14 protein-coding genes are annotated in these 17,791 nt (G+C 60.6%); 2 read left to right on the top strand and 12 right to left on the bottom strand.

Translation table 11 applies throughout. The features are described 5' to 3' along the window. Positions 1–11: 11 nt before the first annotated feature. From P792_RS28445 to P792_RS28420, 6 genes are all read right to left on the bottom strand, one after another. On the bottom strand, positions 12–614 hold the full coding sequence (locus P792_RS28445; RefSeq protein WP_023978721.1) for a thioredoxin domain-containing protein: 603 nt from the start codon (positions 612–614) through the stop codon (positions 12–14). Between the two features lie 114 nt (positions 615–728). After that, the gene (locus P792_RS28440) at positions 729–1,649 is read right to left on the bottom strand and encodes a hemolysin family protein (RefSeq protein WP_023978720.1); all 921 of its coding nucleotides are present in this window, start codon (positions 1,647–1,649) and stop codon (positions 729–731) included. After that, entirely contained in the window at positions 1,646–2,173 is a 528-nt protein-coding gene (ybeY, locus tag P792_RS28435; protein ID WP_023978719.1) for an rRNA maturation RNase YbeY, read from the bottom strand. Before ybeY ends, P792_RS28440 begins: the two co-directional genes overlap by 4 nt. Continuing rightward, a complete protein-coding gene (locus tag P792_RS28430; RefSeq protein WP_023978718.1) occupies positions 2,157–3,221 on the bottom strand; it encodes a PhoH family protein in 1,065 nt (354 codons plus the stop codon). The genes ybeY and P792_RS28430 overlap by 17 nt, the downstream gene beginning before the upstream one ends. A 113-nt stretch (positions 3,222–3,334) precedes the next feature. Continuing rightward, the gene (gene miaB, locus P792_RS28425; protein WP_235075460.1) at positions 3,335–4,717 is read right to left on the bottom strand and encodes a tRNA (N6-isopentenyl adenosine(37)-C2)-methylthiotransferase MiaB; all 1,383 of its coding nucleotides are present in this window, start codon (positions 4,715–4,717) and stop codon (positions 3,335–3,337) included. A 286-nt stretch (positions 4,718–5,003) separates the two neighbouring features. Then, positions 5,004–5,825 (bottom strand): 1-acyl-sn-glycerol-3-phosphate acyltransferase, encoded by an 822-nt coding sequence (locus P792_RS28420; RefSeq protein WP_051757584.1) that lies wholly within the window; start codon positions 5,823–5,825, stop codon positions 5,004–5,006. 359 nt (positions 5,826–6,184) lie between these two features. Here P792_RS28420 and P792_RS28415 point away from each other — a divergent pair, with 359 nt between their 5' ends. Further along, positions 6,185–8,404 carry an autotransporter assembly complex family protein gene (locus P792_RS28415; RefSeq protein WP_369794231.1) on the top strand — a complete coding sequence of 740 codons (2,220 nt, stop codon included), beginning with the start codon at positions 6,185–6,187 and terminating at the stop codon, positions 8,402–8,404. Positions 8,405–8,490: 86 nt separating this feature from the next. Next, the gene (locus P792_RS28410) at positions 8,491–12,639 is read left to right on the top strand and encodes a translocation/assembly module TamB domain-containing protein (RefSeq protein WP_031240805.1); all 4,149 of its coding nucleotides are present in this window, start codon (positions 8,491–8,493) and stop codon (positions 12,637–12,639) included. A gap of 60 nt (positions 12,640–12,699) precedes the next feature. Here P792_RS28410 and P792_RS28405 read toward each other — a convergent pair whose 3' ends face one another. The 6 genes from P792_RS28405 to P792_RS28380 all read right to left on the bottom strand — a co-directional run bounded on the left by P792_RS28405 (position 12,700) and on the right by P792_RS28380 (position 17,671). Then, entirely contained in the window at positions 12,700–13,326 is a 627-nt protein-coding gene (locus P792_RS28405) for a nucleoside/nucleotide kinase family protein (protein WP_023978713.1), read from the bottom strand. Continuing rightward, a complete protein-coding gene (locus P792_RS28400) occupies positions 13,316–14,626 on the bottom strand; it encodes a tetratricopeptide repeat protein (protein WP_235075459.1) in 1,311 nt (436 codons plus the stop codon). Before P792_RS28400 ends, P792_RS28405 begins: the two co-directional genes overlap by 11 nt. A gap of 197 nt (positions 14,627–14,823) precedes the next feature. Beyond that, the gene (locus P792_RS28395; protein WP_023978711.1) at positions 14,824–15,186 is read right to left on the bottom strand and encodes a response regulator; all 363 of its coding nucleotides are present in this window, start codon (positions 15,184–15,186) and stop codon (positions 14,824–14,826) included. A 20-nt stretch (positions 15,187–15,206) separates the two neighbouring features. Next, positions 15,207–16,007 carry a glucose 1-dehydrogenase gene (locus P792_RS28390; RefSeq protein ID WP_031240803.1) on the bottom strand — a complete coding sequence of 267 codons (801 nt, stop codon included), beginning with the start codon at positions 16,005–16,007 and terminating at the stop codon, positions 15,207–15,209. 99 nt (positions 16,008–16,106) lie between these two features. Next, positions 16,107–16,697 carry a CarD family transcriptional regulator gene (locus P792_RS28385; RefSeq protein ID WP_023978709.1) on the bottom strand — a complete coding sequence of 197 codons (591 nt, stop codon included), beginning with the start codon at positions 16,695–16,697 and terminating at the stop codon, positions 16,107–16,109. 98 nt (positions 16,698–16,795) lie between these two features. Then, the gene (locus tag P792_RS28380; protein WP_023978708.1) at positions 16,796–17,671 is read right to left on the bottom strand and encodes a bestrophin family protein; all 876 of its coding nucleotides are present in this window, start codon (positions 17,669–17,671) and stop codon (positions 16,796–16,798) included. Positions 17,672–17,791 lie beyond the last annotated feature (120 nt).

Here is a 17,791-nt window from a genome sequence, read left to right as displayed (position 1 = left end):
GGGTCCTCTGTTTAGCCGCCGGCTTTCTTGACCTCGGCCTCGAAGGCCTCATAGGTCAGAAGCTCCTGATTATAGGGCTGTTTGTTGAACATGAAGAAGGGCGTGCCGCCGATATTGTATTTCGCCTGATCGGCATCCTGCTGGGCGACCAGTGCCTGGCGGAATGTATCATCGGCGTCAATCTTCGCAAATTGCTCAGCCGAAATGCCTGCGAGCGCAGCCATCTGCTGGATCTGCTGCTTGGGGTTCACGTCCCGTGCAAAAGCCCAGCGATCCTGGCTTGAGAGCATCGAATTGACGAACGGCACATAGCGATCGACAGGCAGCGAACGCGCCACCATCGCCCCGAGCAGGGCGATCTGATCGAGCGGGAAATCGTGATAGACGTAAAACACCTTGCCGGTATCGATCAGGTTTTTCTTAACATCCTGAAAGACCGTCATCTCGAAATGGGCACAATGGGTGCAGGTGAGGGAGAACCACTCATTGACCGTGACGGGCGCCTTGGGGTTGCCAAGGGTGCGCGGGGTCAGTCGGGCATCCTCTGCGCGGGCCTTCGGCATGAGAGCGAGGGCGGGCATGGCTGCCAGGAAACTGCGCCGGTACAAAGACATGAAGAACTCTCCCCGTGAATGATACCGGAGTTTTGAAGACCGGAAGCCCTCTCCGCGTCAAGTGTCCCGCGCGACGGCGCGCCGGACATCATGAGACGAAAGAGGGTGCGGGGTTCAGCGTTTCTCGTCGCCGTGGTGGGGCGTTGGATTGTCGCTACGGACCCAATCGGGCGGCACGCGCATCCGGAGCGCCCGGATATGGCGTGCATCGGCATCAGTCACACGAAAGACAAGGCCGCTTTCATGGGTAAACACCTCACCGCGTATCGGCACATGCCCGGCAAGGCGGAAGACGAGACCACCGACGGTTTCGATTTCCGCCTCACGTTCCGCCTCGGTCAGAACCGGCCCCATGAAGCCTTCGAGTTCATCCACCGGCAATCTGGCATCAAGGTCGAAGGACCCATCGGCACGCTCTGAAATCATGGCCGAGACTGGCTCGTCATGTTCGTCCGAGATGTCGCCCACGATGGTCTCTACAAGGTCCTCGATGGTGACCAGCCCATCCACGCCGCCATATTCGTCGATGACGAGCGCCAGATGGGTGCGGCGCTGACGCATCTGCAACAGCAGATCGAGCACAGGGATCTGCGGCGCTACCAGCAGGGGCTGGCGCAGAAGGGGCTCGATATCAAACGCCTCCGAAGTGCCGATATAGGCAATAAGGTCCTTGACGTGAATCATCCCGATGACGCTGTCGAGATGCTCGCGATAGACCGGCACGCGTGAATGGTTTTCACGGCGCATGAAGTCCAGCGCTTCATCCAGCGTGATATCCGCTGACATCGAGACGATATCGGCGCGGGGTACCATGACGTCATCGGCGGTTTTTTCGCGCAGATGCAGCACATTGGTAATGAGTGCACGTTCCTGCCGATCCAGCTCCGGACGGGTGCCCGCTTCTGGGTGGGGGGCAGCTGCCTCTTCCACAAGAGCCGCAATCGAAAGTCGCAGCCCTTGTTCGCGCCCCTTGCGATTGAAGATGCCGAACAATCCCTTGGCCGGTCTCTGGCGATGGTCGTCGCTCTCACTCATGCGCCGCGCCCCCCGCCCATGCGCCAGGGATTGGGAACACCGAGACGGGCCAGAATGCGGGATTCCGTCATTTCCATCAGCCGCGCCTCATCGGGGCGGTGATGGTCGTGACCCGCGAGGTGCAACAAGCCATGAACGACGAGATGTGCAAAGTGATGCGAGAATTTCTTGCCGCTTGCCTTGGCCTCGCGACGGACGGTCTCGTAGGCAAGGGCTATGTCGCCATCGCCAAACGCGCCGTTCTCCTCGAAGGTCAGGACATTGGTCGGCTTGTTCTTGTCACGGAACGCCGCGTTGAGCGCCTTGATGGCGTGGTCGCCTGCAAGAAGGAAGGCCGGAACACGGTCGCGATCGAGCCACGGCCAGCTTGCCTCAAGGCAACGGGCGACGAGCGCTTCCAGATTGGGCACACTGGCACGCCAGCGGCGATCGGCCACGATCAGATCGAGACGTGAACGAAGGGCCGCCCTCGTGATAGAGGACGGCTCTTCGGCGGATGGGGTCAGACTACTTCGAGGTTCCATTGTATTCCCGGCGCGACCTGCCTCGGGAATAGTCCCGTGCCGCAGCCACTCGTTGATCATAAGCGTCCACAATACGTGCCACCAGCGGGTGACGCACGACATCGGCGGACTCGAAACGGGTAATACCAATTCCCGGCAAGCCTTCAAGGGTCTCGACCGCTTCACGCAGGCCCGAAGCGACGCCCGAAGGCAGATCGATCTGGCTGAGATCGCCGGTAATGACCATGCGAGCGCCCTGACCCATACGGGTCAGGAACATCTTCATCTGGGCCGGGGTGGTGTTCTGGGCCTCGTCGAGAATGACAAAGGCATGGGCGAGGGTCCGGCCACGCATGAAGGCAAGCGGTGCCACCTCGATTTCGCCATTGGCCATCCGGCGAGCGACCTGATCACCCGGCAGCATGTCATTGAGCGCATCGTAGAGTGGGCGCAGATAGGGGTCGATCTTCTCCCGCAGGTCGCCAGGCAGGAAGCCGAGGCGCTCGCCAGCCTCGACGGCAGGGCGGGAGAGGATGATCCGGTCCACCTGACCGGCCTGAAGCATGGCAACACCCTGCGCCACGGCCAGATAGGTCTTGCCGGTACCGGCCGGCCCGATCCCGAATGTCAGTTCGGTCTTGGCCAGCATCTGCATATAGGCAGCCTGCCCGCGCGAACGCGGCGCAATGGCCCCGCGCTTGGTCTTGATGGCCGGCAGGTCGAGAAAGGGCGCTGGTCCCTCGGTCTCGGTGCGTGGCAGTTCGGCTGCTGATGCCTCGTTCTGGCGGGGCGCGTGTCGGGGCTCCGCCGCGCGGGTGGGTCGCGGCAGGGCAGACAGGCGAATGACGCTGTCGACCACGGGGCCGTCGATCTTGCCGCCATGCTCAAGCTGATTATAGAGCGCGGTAATGGCGGCCTGAGCGCGAGCGACAGAAGCCGCTTCACCCGTGATGGCAATCTTGTTGCCGCGGCACGTCAGGCGGACATCGAAACCCTGTTCGAGCCTGATGAGATGGCGGTCGTGATCGCCCAGCAGCTGCTGGAGGAGAATGTTATCTCCGAAACGCAGCGCCGAGGTGCGGTGTCCCTGTTCGTGAGGAGGGGTTTCAGGCGGGAGGTGCCGCCTGGAGTTACGGTCATTGGTCCCGTATCCGGGATGCGACTGGGGTGCCGTGGGGTGGCTCAAGCGCAGACTCTCTCCCGTAAGAGTATACCAGCCAGCGAATTGGTGAGACGCTGGGTTATCACAACCGGTACGGTCTGACCGATCAGGTCATCGGTCCCTTCGACATGAACCGGTTGCAGATAGGGTGAACGCCCGGTGATCTGTCCGGGTTTGCGGCCGCGCCCGGTAAAGAGCACAGGCAGTGTCCGGCCAACCATATCGGCGTTGAAGGCGTCCTGTTGCTCACGCAGCAGGGCCTGCAGACGTTGCAGGCGCTCGTCCTTGACCGCTTCTTCAATCTGGAAGGGCTGGCCGGCTGCAGGTGTGCCGGGGCGGGGCGAGTACTTAAACGAAAAAGCCTGGGCGAAACCGATATCGCGCACAAGCTGCATCGTCGCCTCAAAATCCTCTTCCGTCTCTCCCGGATGGCCGACGATAAAATCGGAGGAAAGGGCGAGATCGGGACAGGCTTCACGTAGCCGCGCAATCAGCGCGCGGTAATCGTCGCCCGTATGACCGCGGTTCATGGCCTTGAGGATACGATCCGACCCGGACTGCACAGGCAGGTGAAGGAAAGGCATGAGCGCAGGGTTGTCACGATGCGCGTCAATCAGGGACTGATCCATGTCGCGCGGATGCGACGTCATGTACCGGATGCGTTCAAGGCCGGGCAGTTCCGCCAGGGCTTTCGCAAGGCGTGGCAGATCGGCCGTACCGCCTTCGCCATCATCGCCGTGATAGGCATTGACGTTCTGCCCGAGCAGCGTGATCTCCCGGACGCCGCTCTCTGCCATACGGCGCGCCTCGGCCAGCACGGAAGGGAGGGAACGGCTTGTTTCGGCGCCGCGTGTATAGGGCACGACACAGAAAGAGCAGAACTTGTCGCAGCCTTCCTGAATGGTCAGGAAGGCCGTCAGGTTTCCTTCCACCTGAGGGGCAGAATCCTGCGGCAGGAAGTCGAACTTCATTTCGACCGGAAAATCCGTATCGATCACGGCACCGCCAGCGCGGGCGGCACGCGCCACCATCTCGGGCAGGCGGTGATAGGTCTGCGGGCCGAGAACGATATCCACGTAGGGTGCGCGGGCGAGGATCTCCTCGCCTTCTGCCTGGGCCACGCAGCCGGCAACGGCGATGATCGAGCGGCTGAGCCCGGCGGTCTCGCGCTCTTCACTGATCTTGCGCAGGCGGCCCAGCTCGGAGAACACCTTCTCGGCAGCGCGCTCGCGGATATGGCACGTGTTGAGAATGACCATCTCTGCCTGTTCTGGCGTGGTCACCGGCTTAAAGCCGAGCGGCGCAAGCACGTCGGTCATGCGCGCGCTGTCATAGACATTCATCTGACAGCCCCAGGTGATGACATGCAGCCCACGCGCGTTGGTCTGGCTGTCGTTCTGCACGGGGAGAGTGCTGTCGGTTAAAGTCTCGACGTTCACGTATCCTAACCTTTGGCCCTGTGGTCCGCTTGTGTCGGCAACGATAGGAGAGCACGCACCATTTCAATGCGGGGGCTGTCCATCAGGCGAAGCCGATCATTTCGATATGTCCTTCGCGCTTTGTAGCGCAAGGTAGCGGTAAATGCATGGCTAATATTCATGCGCCGTGCTGGGCAGCGATGCAGAGCGCGTATGCCAGCCGTGCCATGCGTGCTGTTACGGCTGGGTGCGAGGGCGCGGCCCGCCTGCTTCAGTGCTGCACTGGCTCCGGGTGCTCGGGATTATGGTGCAATTGTGCCACGCCTTGCGCCACGATCTCCTGAACCGCAGTCGAGAGCTCCTTGCGGCTCGGGTAATCCGCCGGATCGACAGGGGGGTGCAGGATCACGGTGGCTCCCAGAGAGCGCCACTGCGTGACGGACCAGATATGGGGTGCAAGGTCCATATCGCCGTACCAGGCCAGCGCTGTGCGCCGTGCGCGACCTATCGGCAACCCATTGAGCTGGTCATAGACAATCGAGACAGGCTGGATCAGGACGGAAGGCGGCGTTGGCAGGGTCGTATCGACCCGGCTCGGCTTCGCGATGGCGAAAAAGGACGACATGAAGGGCAGCACATGCGTTCCATCAGTCGAGGTGCCCTCCGGGAACAGGATTAGATTGTCACCATTGTTGAGGCGGTCGGTCATCGCCTGCAATTCGCGACCCGTGTTGTTGCGCTGACGGCTGACGAAGATCGTGCGGCCGAGACGCGCAAGGGTGCCGATCACGGGCCAGTCGGCAATCTGTTGTTTGGCGACAAAAACGGTGGGCAGGATGCCGCCGGCGACAGCAATATCAAGCCACGAGGAATGGTTCGCGACGAAAATGACCGGACGCTCGCCGTTTTTTACGGCAATACTGTCGCGTATCGTTCCGGCAGGTTCACCAACAACCCGAACATGCATGCCAAGGATACGGCAGATGGTTGCCCAGTAGAACCGTGCAAAAACAATCTTTGCCGCACCTTGGCGCTTGAGCAGGATGCGCTGCGGGACACTGGCAACGAGTGTCCACAGGCAAGACAAACCCATGCGACGTATCGCGCGAAGCCGGCAGATCATACCATTCCCCGATGCACTCTCCACAGGGAGGGCAGGTTCAAGCGGGGCGGTCCAGGAGTCGGGGCCGGAAGCGTCACTAGCAGGACGGCGGCGCGTGATCGCGTCTGTCATTGCCTGATACCTAGCGTGAAACGGTCAAGCCGGACAACAGCCATACGGGATCGATTTTATTAAGATTGAACGAAACGCGGGGGCGAACGCTCAAGGAGAATGGTCTCGCATTGGTTTTGCGCTGCACCGTGCCTTTTCTTGCCGGCTCTCCCGTGACATGATCCTGACACGGTTTTCTGCCACCGAATTCAGGATTTCAGCCTGCAGCAGGAGTTCGATTGCTGTCGTTTTACCGCGCTTCCCGCCTTTCTCGTCACTCTGAAACCGGGGTCAGACGGTCACGGCCTGAGCGAACGCCTGCCCTGTGTTTTATCGTTTCTGCGGCCACTCTAGCGGCCTTCGGGCAGCCAGACAGCGCTCTTGCAGCCCACAAGGATAAAAGCGCAGGCAAGAATGGCGAGCCTGACACGGCCTATCAGGTGGAGATTACACCATCGAGCGACCCGGAACTGGACCCAATGGTTCAGGCGGCATCGACGCTGATTTCCCTGCAAAAAACGAAGGCTGTCGATCCCTACGCGCTCGCAGGGCGCATCCGTGGCGATTATGATCGTGTGCAGACAGCACTGGAGAGCCGCGGTTTCTACGCGGGCAAAGTTGTGATCAGCGTCAAACTGCCTGACGGACAGACCATTGATGGTCGCAATCCGTCGTTGCCGGACCGCCTTGCGGCGCTGCACAGCCAGGGCAGATTGCATATCACAATCAAGCCCGAGACGGGGCCGCAATTTCATATTGGCAAGATCACGCTTGTCAGCGGTCCTCTCAATGACGGATTACCGCATGATGCGGGAGCGGCCGACGTGCACGGGCAACATGCATCACCGTCCGGCATCGGTAATCTCGGGGATAAAGGGGCGGTACAACAGGATGCTGCGTCGTCACATGGCGCGCAGCAAGGGACTGCATCGGTCGGAAAACCGGTAGCACCTCGCCCGGCGACGGCAGCGCGTGCCATGACACCTGCGCCGGTTACGCTGAGTGCCGAGGAGCAGAAGGCTTTCGGCCTGGAGGCCGGACAGAAGGCCATTGCCGGTGATATCCTCGCGGCCCAGTCCTCGCTGCAACATGTTCTGCTTGAGGAAGGTCATGCTCAGGCGAGCGTCGCGACACCACTGGCCTATCTAAGACCTGCTACGCATACGCTGGACCTCGAATTTGCAGTTGGAACGGGCCCGGTCGTGGATATCGGCCCGATCAGCTTTGAAGGGCAGAAACGTACGAGAGAGGCATTTCTGCGTCGCCGTCTGCTCATTCGCGAGGGTCAGCTCTATCAGCCCAGCAAGATTGAGGAGGCCCGACAGGATCTGGCCAGTGTCGGGATCTTTTCTTCCGTAGGTGTTCACGATGCACCACCACTGGTGGCACTGGCGCGCGGAAAGGCAACACCGGGCGTATCGCAGGCCATGCCGCTTCGCTTCACATTGGAAGAGTCACGGCGGCATACGGTTTCGGCGCAGGTAGGCTACTCAACCGATCTCGGTGGGCGGGTCGGTGCAAGCTGGACGCATCACAATCTGTTGGGTGCGGCAGAGCGTTTGCGTCTGACGGCACTCGTCACGGGACTGGGTGGAAGTGCCCAGCAGGGGCTCGGCTACGATGTCTATGCTGACTTCCTCAAGCCGGATTTCATGCGGCGCGACCAGAATCTCAGCCTGCGCGTCGAAGGCATCCGTCAGCTCCTTTATTCCTATCACCAGACCGCGTTGCTGGTGCGTGGAGGGCTGATCAGAAAGCTCAGCCGCCACTGGAACGTGTCTGGGAGCGTTCTGGCCGAGCAGGAAAACATCAAGCAGTTCGGCGTCTCGACCGATTATCTGATCGTGCAGCTGCCGCTCGGCGCCAATTACGATTCGACCGAGCTTGCTAACCCGATTGATCCTGCCACGCATGGGATCAGGGCGAACGTTAATATCACGCCCTCCGAATCACTCGAGAGCGGCAGCACGTTTTTCACAATCATGAGTGCCGGCGCATCGACCTATTTCGACCTGAACCGGATCGGGCTGACGGCCCCTGGGCGTTCGGTTATCGCTGTGCGTGGTATTGTCGGTTCAGTGCAGGGCGCATCGACGTATCAGATTCCGCCTGATCAACGCCTCTATGCTGGTGGACCCGCAACTGTGCGTGGCTTCCGTTATCAGGGTGTCGGGCCGCAGAACGGTAAATACGGGATAGGCGGAACCTCGCTCGATGCCGGGACGGTGGAATATCGGCAGCGTATCCTCAAGAGCTTCGGGGCTGCTGCGTTTGTCGATGCCGGTCAGGTTGGCGTCGGAAGTCGTCCGTTCCAGGGAAAGCTCAGGGTCGGTTATGGCGCGGGTGTCCGCTATTACACCCCGATTGGCCCTGTGCGTCTCGATGTCGCCCTGCCAGCCAATCGACCGCCCCACGGTGACAAGTGGGAACTTTATATTGGTCTCGGGGAGACGTTCTGATGATCCGCTTTCCCCGACGTAGGGCTTCGCACGCGACCGCTACGGCCTCGCTTGATGCGGATAGGGCACAAAACACCAGACCCCGCATGTCCCGCACGCGTCGTATCCTGCTGTGGGTGACCGGGCTGGTGGTTGGTGTGCCCGTAGCGCTGGTCACGATTACTCTCGTGGCCATACTGGTTTTCGTCAATATTCCTTACGGTCAGCGCGTCATCGAGCGTCAGACCGCGAGCCTGACTAGTGGTATGGTCGAGTTGCAGGGGGTGGGTGGCTTCATTCCATCGCGCCTGCATATCAGGCGGATCACACTCCATGATCATCTCGGCCCCTATCTGACTGTCGATGAAGCGCGGCTCAACTGGTCGCCACTTGCGCTTATCCATATGACGGTGCGCGCATCGCTCCTGCAGGCTGTTTCCCTGCGCTTCGAGCGTCTGCCCGTATCGGACCCGTCCGCACCGGCTCCAGCGCCCGCATCGAACGAGCCGTCCAGTCTTCACCTTGGTATCGCGCTTGCCCGGCTCGACATCGGCCGTATTGATCTGGGCAAGCCTCTGGCAGGTTTCCCGCTTAGCGCCTCGGCACAGGGGCATCTGACGCTGGCGGATCTCGCACCCGTGCTCGACGGGCTACAGATCGGCAAATTGCCGAGGGCCGATCTGAGGCTCGATATCAGGCGTCTGGATCGTCCGGCGAGCATAGCGGTATCGCTGGCGACACCACGCGATGCAATCAACCTGCATCTTCGGGTCCAGGACGGCGCGCATGGTCTTGTTGCGCAGGCTGCGAAGCTTGATGAACTTGACCCCCTGACACTCACGCTCGACCTCGACGGACCTGTCCGGGCGAATGATCTCAGACTGGCGCTGCAAGCCGGTGCCGTGCGGGCCGATGCGCAGGGCAATCTCGACCTCGCTCATCATGTTGGTACTTTAGGGCTTTCTGCCTCCACGCCCGCCATGAAGCCTGTGGCAGGTGTTGCGTGGTCCAGCATAGCCCTCAAGGCTCATCTGCGCGGAGATCTGCTCGCGCCATCCGGGGATGGTACACTCGACATTGACGCGTTGTCCGCTGCCGGGGCTGGCATCAATCATCTGGCCCTGCGTTTTGCTGGCGATGAAGGACAGGGGCCGAAGGCGGCAAGGATAAGGCTCAATGCACACGCGGACGGCGTCCGGGCGCCGGGTGTCCCTGCCGGATTGCTGGCGCAAGCCCCGATTGACGCGGTTCTCGACGCGGCACCGGAGAAAGCGACGCAACCTTTCTCGCTTACGGTCACGCATCCGCTGTTCCAGATCAGCACAACCGGCACGCTGAAACCCGATATTGCCGGGGCGCTCGACCTCGTGCTGCCCGATCTCAAACCGCTGGCGGGCATCGGCAAGCTCGACCTGGCCGGGCACAATGTTGCTCATCTCGACTATACCTATAGACCTGATGGCAATTCCCATATCGCGCTGCGTGACAAGCTCGCGATCACAGGAGGGATGAAGCAGCTTGTGGCGCTGCTGGGTGCCGACACTTCGCTCGGGCTCGATGCCACGATGGTCTCCGGGCCAAAAGCCGCACGCCAGGTCAGGATAGAGGCGCTCACTGTCGATGGTCGCGCCCTTCATCTTCATGACGAAGGCTCGATGACGCTGGGTGCGCAGCCTTCCATCGTCAATGAGCTTTTGCTGGCCTTGCCTGACCTCAAGGCGGCGGCACCGCAGATGCATGGCCATGTGGCCTTGACGGCGCATAGTGAAGGCCCGCTGGATGATCTTGCGGCCAAGCTGCAGCTCAAGGGAGAGATCGGTGCCAGCGCTGTCCCTTCCGGCCCGCTGACCCTTGACCTTGCCTTGCTCCATCTCCCCTCCGCGCCGGAAGGGACGCTGCATGCCGATGGTAAGCTCGATGGCCGAAAGCTTGCGATCGATGCAGGTTTTGCCCGCCACAAGGATGGAGAGGTGGAACTTGATCTGACGGCGCTCGACTGGGCCAGTCTCTCCGGCAAGGGGCATCTGACATTGCCCGCCGGGGCCAAACTGCCGCTCGGCAATCTGGCTGTCACGGCGGGTAATCTCAACGATTTCTCCGCGCTGGCCGGAAGAAAACTCGGGGGACGGCTCGTGCTTGACCTCAAGACGAGCGATCCGACGCCCGAAACGCCTCCTGTTCTGACCGTGTCGCTCAAGGGGGGCGTGCAGGCGGATCCGGCCCGCATTGGGACGCTCGATCTGGCTGGCACGGTGCGTAATCCCGTCGATAAGCCGGATATGGATCTTAGGCTTGCTGTGGGCAGTGTTGCCTTTCAGGAAATGAGGGGTGGGGCGACCTTGTCGGCACGGGGTACGCTCGATGCGTTGGCGCTAGCCGCGAAAGGCAGCTTCGACCATGTACTGGGGGCACCTGCGACGCTGGATACAGCCCTCCTGCTCGATCTTCCTGGCAAGACCGTCCGGCTCGATCGTCTATCTGCGCTCCTCAAGGGGGAGACCCTTCGAAGCGCCGGTGTGAGTACCATCAGCTTCGGTGAAAAGACCGGCGTGGATCGTCTGCAAGTCGCTGTAGCACCCCCCGGCGTCGCGCCCGCGACACTTGATCTGTCCGGTACGATCAAACCACGTCTGGACGTGCATCTGCGTGTGGCCCGTGTCACGCCGGCGCTTGCCAAGCCCTTTATGCCGACACTGGATGCTTCCGGTAATCTTGCCGCGCAGGCGGATCTCAGTGGTGATCTGTCGCGTCCTACCGGAACGGTTGGCGTGACCTTGTCGGGCCTGCATATGCGCAGCGGGCCGGCTGAATCGTTGCCCGCTCTGAACATGCAGGCCAATGCGACCCTCTCTGGACAGCGGGCGCAAATCAATGCGCAGGCCGACGCCGGGCGTCGCATCAGTCTGCGTGTGGCGGGGAGCGTGCCGACAGGTGAGGCAGGAAATCTTGATCTGAAGGTTAATGGCGCGGTGGATCTGGCGGTCGCCAATGCCGTTCTGGGTGCACAGGGCATGGCCCTGAATGGCAAGTCAGTAATTGATCTGGCCCTTGGGGGGGCGGTGTCATCTCCCTCCGCGACCGGCCGAGTCACCCTTGAGGCGATCAACTTTGCCCATTACGGGCAGGGCGTACGCCTGACCGACATCAACGGTGCAATTATTGCCGCCAATGATACGCTTACGTTGCAGGATGTTCTGGCGCATGCAGGAAAGGGCACCATCGCCCTGTCTGGGAGTGTCGGGGTGCTCCGTCCTGGATTGCCGCTTGATATTAAGGTCATTGCCCACAAGGCCCAGCCGATCACAAGTGATTTGCTGACCGCCGTGATCGATACGGATGTCAGGGCCCATGGTCAGCTCTCTACGCGCCTCGATGTCGATGGCACCATCCGTTTGCCCTCCGTGATTGTGAATATTCCCAATTCGATGCCCGCCTCGGTGCCGCAGCTCACAGTGATACGACCCGGCGAAAAGCGCGAGGCCACGACACGGGCCATGATCATTGGGCTGGATCTGAACGTGATCTCACCCGGCAGCTTCTTCGTGCGGGGGCATGGTCTCGATGCGGAGATGTCGGGCAAGCTCCATGTCGGGGGCGTAAGTACTGCGCCGGATATATCTGGCGGTTTTGATCTAAAGCGTGGCTTCTTCAACCTTGCCGGCGTCAATCTAAACTTCACCAAGGGGCGGGTGGCTTTCGATGGCTCGGGCGTGGATCACAAGCTGGATCCATCGCTCGATTTCCGGGCCGATCGCAATGTGCAGGGGACCGTGGCAAGCCTTGTGGTGGGTGGCTATGCAAGCGCGCCCAAGATCGATTTTACATCGCAGCCATCGCTTCCGCGGGATCAGGTATTGGCCATGCTGCTCTTCGGCAGCTCGACGGCCTCGCTCTCACCCACCCAGCTGGCCAGCCTGGCGGCTGCGGTCGCCCAGATCAGCGGTGGATCGAGCTTCGATCCGCTCGATAAGGTTCGCGGGTTTCTGGGGCTTGACCGTCTGGCTGTGGGCGGTGGCAGCGGGGTGAATAATGGTGGTGCGAGCCTTGAGGCCGGGAAATACGTCATGAAAGGCGTTTATGTCGGGGCCAAGCAGGCGACGAGCGGTTCGGGAACGCAGGCGCAGGTTCAGGTGGATCTGACCAAGAGGCTCAAGCTGAACACGACGGTTGGCACGGGAGGACAGATCACCGGCTTTACCACGCCGGAGAATGATCCCGGTTCGAGTGTCGGGCTCAGCTATGGTTTTGACTACTGAGCCGATGTTACGTCCCGGTTGGCGCTAGAGGAGGCGACAACCGGGCAGCCACTAATGGCGCTAACTTGTGAGTGCTGGCACGTAGATCCAATCCGCCTTGTCGCGCGTCGCGAGGATGACCTGCGCATTGGGGGCATCGGTGCTCTCAATCCACGCCCTGGCTTCTTCCGGTGTGCGCCCGAACTGAACGTGCCGCGCTTCAAGCCACAGATTGCGTTGCGCCTCGTCGGTCGCCACAAACCAGCTTTCGTCCAGACAGACGCGGACCGGGCTCCAGGGACCATCGCAGAGAAGATAGTTTCCCTCCACGATGACCAGTTTCACATTGGGCAGAACCGGAATGGCGCCCGCGATCGGCTCCTCGATCGCACGATCGAAAAAAGGCGCATAGACGATCTGATCTTCCTGATGACGTATGCGCGACAACAGGCTCACAAAGCCGGTCGCATCGAAGGTGTCGGGAGCACCTTTTCGGCCAGCTCGACCGAGGCGCGCCAGTTCGCGATTGGCCAGATGAAAGCCATCCATGGGCACGACCATGGCCTGATCAGCGAAATCTTCAGCAAGCTGGGCTGCGAGGGTAGATTTTCCGCCCCCCGGTGCGCCAGCCAGCCCTAGAATCACCCGCCCCGGCCGTGTCAGGAGCCGGGATACGCGCGCTTTGGCGGCCTGATAATCATGCGTCATGGATTTTCCGTTCGGCGTTGTGTGAGATCATGTTCCTCACCCGGGAGACGACGTCCTGCCATTCCCACGCTGTGGTTTGACGAACGATGCGCAGGGAAGGGTACCACGGGCTGTCCTCACGGTCGGTCATCCAGCGCCAGCACGGATTGATCCGGTCCATCAGCAGGACGGGTTTGTTCATGGCACCTGCGAGATGGACCATCGAGGTGTCGACTGAAACCACGATGTCGAGGTTGTCGATCAGGGCTGCCGTGTCATCCATGCTCTCGATTGCAGGCATTAGGTCAATAACGGGGTTGGGCATTGAGGCGAGCTGTGCCGCTGCGTCACCTTTCTGAAGACTGTAGAAGCTGACCCCATCGAGCGAGAAAAGCGGAGCCAGTGCCGAGAGCGGCATCGAACGGCGCTGGTCGAGCATATAGGCTTCGGTCTGATCCCGGCGGGGCGCACCGGCCCAGACAATGCCCACCCGCAATTTCCTATCCTGCGCGAGACGCGTGGCAAAGCGGGCGGATTTCGCTGGATCGGCCGTGATGTAGGGCGGTGTGATACCGAATGGCGTTTTGCTGGCTGCGAAAGCACGGGGCAGGCTGATGAACGGGCAATGGTAGTCATATGGCGGAATATCTCCGCCCACCTGTACGCTATCGACCCCGGCAACACGACGGCAAAGATCCGCCATGATGCCGGCCCCCCAGACGCGTATGATCGCCCCGCGCTCGGCAAGAAGCGGGATGTAGCGCAGATACATGAACGTATCGCCGTATCCCTCTTCATGGGTCACCAGCACCTTTTTGCCTCGAAGGTCCAGCGCGGGGGTGATGTTGGGCAAAAGGCGCGCCATGGGCAGGGAGGTATGGCCGGGAAGCTGGAACCGCCATTCATGCTCGGTCCATCCCTGCTGGAAATATCCGGCCTTGAGCAGGGCGATGGAGTAATTCAGCCGCATCTGCGGGTGATTGGGCTGGATCTGGATGGCTTTCCGGTACAGGTTGAGCGCCGCGTCCATGTCTCCAGCTGCAGACATGAGATAGGCGATGTTGGAGAGCGAGCTCGGATCGGCAGGGTCCAGGGTGTAGATCCTGTCGAGCACGGCCCGGGCCTCATTGAACCGCCCGGCCTGATTGAGCGCCGTGGCCAGCAGGCTCAAAGCTGGTAGATGACAGGGGCGACGCGATACGGCCAGTTCGAGGCGGGCAACAGCCTCAGCCAGCTCGCCTCTCTGCATGAGCAATGTGCCACTGAGTTCGAGCAGGCGGCAATCGTCAGGCGCGCTCTTGCTCGCAGTTTCAACGAGCATCAGGAGATCACCGCGTCGGTCCAGCGCCTCAGCCAGCCGTAGAAGGCCCTCGAGAGGGTGGGCTCCTTGTCCCGGCACCATTCTTTTCAGGAGTGCGAGACATTGCGCCATATCCTGCCGCCGAAAGGATTCCGCCAAGAGAGTCTGCTGCGTCTCCACGTCTTGGGCTGTTGTTTGGGCTGTTTGGGAGAACACGGTCAAGACTCCGGAACGAGCTCCTGAACCACGCTCAGTATGGCATCCAGTTGGTAGGGTTTGGTCATGACACGGTCGAGGCGAGAGTTCTGGTCGACCTGCACACCGTGGCCTGTTGTGTATATGATGGGCAGGTCTGGCCGCTTGACGCGGCTTTCCTGCCCGAGATCAGCCCCGCTGCCATCCGGCAGGGAGATATCCATGATCATCACGTCGAGCGGTTGATCACTATCGATCAACCGTCGCGCCGATTCGCAGGTATCGGCCTCCAGTACATGTACATCGCTGTCCTCAAGGAATTCGATCAGGCAGGATCTGATCAGGAAATCATCTTCGACGACAAGGATGGTAGGAGGAAGTGACATAGGCGTGGATCTCGAACGATTCAGGACGACCAGTTCTGTTCGAAATCGGCATAGAGCGTCAGCCCACCGTCAACGAACAGGGTCTGCCCCGTAATATAGCTTGATTCCTTGGAGGCAAGAAAGGCCATCGCATCGGAGATCTCGCGACACTCACCCGGGCGCTTCATCGGAATATGTTTGGCCGTCGCCTCATATTTCTCCGGATCCTTCACCCAGGCATCATTGATGGGGGTGACGATGGCGCCGGGGGCAACAGCGTTGACGCGAATATTGTAGCGGCCATATTCGAGTGCCAGCGTGCGCACGATGTTACCAACCGCGCCTTTGCTAGCCGAGTACCCGAGATAATGCGGCTTGGGGATCTGCTGATGCACCGAGCTGTTGACGATGATATTGCCGGGGACATCGTTCTCACGCCAGTATTTCAGCGCAGCACGGGCACAAAGGACAACGCCTGTGACGTTCACGGCCATCACCATGTTGAAGTCCTTGAGGGCGATCTCCTCCGACGGACATTCGATCTGCATACCAGCGTTACAGATCAGCACGTCGAGACCGCCGAAGCCTTCGAGTGTTTCCTTCATCACGCGATCGACATCTTCCTCGACCGACATGTCGCCGGCGACGATGAGATGATTGCCATCAACCGGTTTCGGGAGTTTTTCCAGCAGAGGCTGTAGCTTTTCCGCCTTGCGGCCATTGATGGCGACCTGCGCGCCTTCGCGAGCGAAATGCATGGCTGCATCTTCGCCGATACCCTGTGAGGCTCCTGTGATCAGGATCTTCTTGTGGGCAAAACGTTTGCTCGTTTCTTCAGCCACGCGGTGCGCTCCTCTTCCATGAGAAAAGCCAGCCCTTGAGGGCTGGCAGGTCAGATTGAAGAGTGAAACGCACCCGGGCGCGAAAGGATGCCTGAAACCTCAGGCCGCTTTCATGGTCTCTGTCAGAGCCTGAAGGACGGCCGTAGGGTCCTTGTTTTCGAGAACGGCCACTTCGCTAACGAAGCGTTCCTGTGCCGCTTCGAACAGCTTGCGCTCACTGAAGCTGCCATCGAGGCTGTCGACGTTGCGGCGCAGGTCACGAAGCACTTCGGCAATCTGGATCAGATCGCCCGAGTTGATCTTTTCCTGATAGGCAACGGCACGACGCGCCCACATGCCCTTGCTGACATGCGGCTTGCCCTTGATGATCGACATCGCCTTCTCGACAATATCGCGCGTGACGATCTTGCGCAGCCCCGATTTGCGGGCCTTCGAGAGAGGGATGCGCAGTGTCATCTGGTTGCCGGGGAACGAGATCTGGATGATTTCCAGCTTCGTTCCGGCAATTTCATCGACACCGATGCGGTCGACGCGACCGACACCATGTGCGGCGTAGACGATGGAATCCCCTTCCTGGAAGGGATCGTCGTCTCCGGCATGAGAGTCGGCCTGTGTTGCGGTCAGCGCGGCGGCGCTACGCGCCATCGCGTCTGTCATGCCTCCCTTGGGAGGGGTTTTGAACGTGCTCATGGCACAGGCCTATATCAGAAATTCCACAGTTTGTCTTGTGCCTCTGACAGGCTGTTGCCCGGCGTGCATCCGCCAGGCGGGCAAGGTATCGAGAGCGATCAGGGCTGCACGCCACGGCTGGGTGGAATGGGCTTGCCGACATCGTCGCCGATGGGTTGCAACAGGTCGATCTCGATATTGCGCGACATGGTCAGCATGGGCAGGGCGTGCTTGCTGGGAACGAACGGTTCCTGAAGGTCGCGACCGCTCTTGTCCAGCGCCTGGAACAGGAAGCCCACAAGGCTCGAACCCAGCGGTGTGATCCAGCCGAGCGACTGTACGGCCGAAAGCGGCAATACGATGCAGAAAACATGCACCACCAGCAGCGGCAGGACGGAATATTGTATGGGCAGCGGCGTGTTCTTGATGCGCTCCAACCCACCCTGGGCATTGGCAAGATCGGACAGGATACGATCGACCGTGCCATGCACGGCGCCGTCGATGTTCTTGAGTGCCACTTCCTCAGCCACACCGAGGCCGATTTCATAAAGCAGCGCGTTGGGCTTGTTGTTGCGGGCCATGATGCGCTCATACATCTCTGGCGTGAGCAGGCGTCGGGCTTCCGGACCCTGCTCCAAATTGGAAAGCGCTGTACGCAGCAGGTAGGGATAAGCGGCCATGGCGCGTGCAAGGTCAGGACGGCCACCCAGCAGCGTTGCGGCCTCTCGGGCGAAGGAGCGGCAGTTATTCGTGATCAGGCCCCAGAGTGACCGGCCTTCCCACCAGCGGGCGTAGGCGGCATTGTTCCGAACACCCAGAAAGAGGGCCAGTGCCGAGCCCATCAGTGAGATGGGAAGTGCAGGTTGCTCCATCCATTCCTGATGATAGACCTGATAGAGAATGACGACGACGAAATCCCACAAGGCGAGAATACCAAGTGGGACCGCTGTCTCACGTAACAGGATCCAAAGGCCGTAATTCTTGTCGACGATCAAGGTGTTTTGGTCCTAAAAAGCTGCTGTTGGGCTGGGGCGATATCTTAGACAGGACGCCCCCGATAAAACTCGTTAAAACGTAATCTGTTCTGTGACGTATCGTGAACAGCCTGTGATCGG

Source organism: Asaia sp. SF2.1 (assembly GCF_000505765.1).
Classification (GTDB): domain Bacteria; phylum Pseudomonadota; class Alphaproteobacteria; order Acetobacterales; family Acetobacteraceae; genus Asaia; species Asaia bogorensis.
The sequence above is the reverse complement of the archived record's forward strand: the minus strand, read 5'-3'. Positions and strand labels throughout refer to the sequence as shown.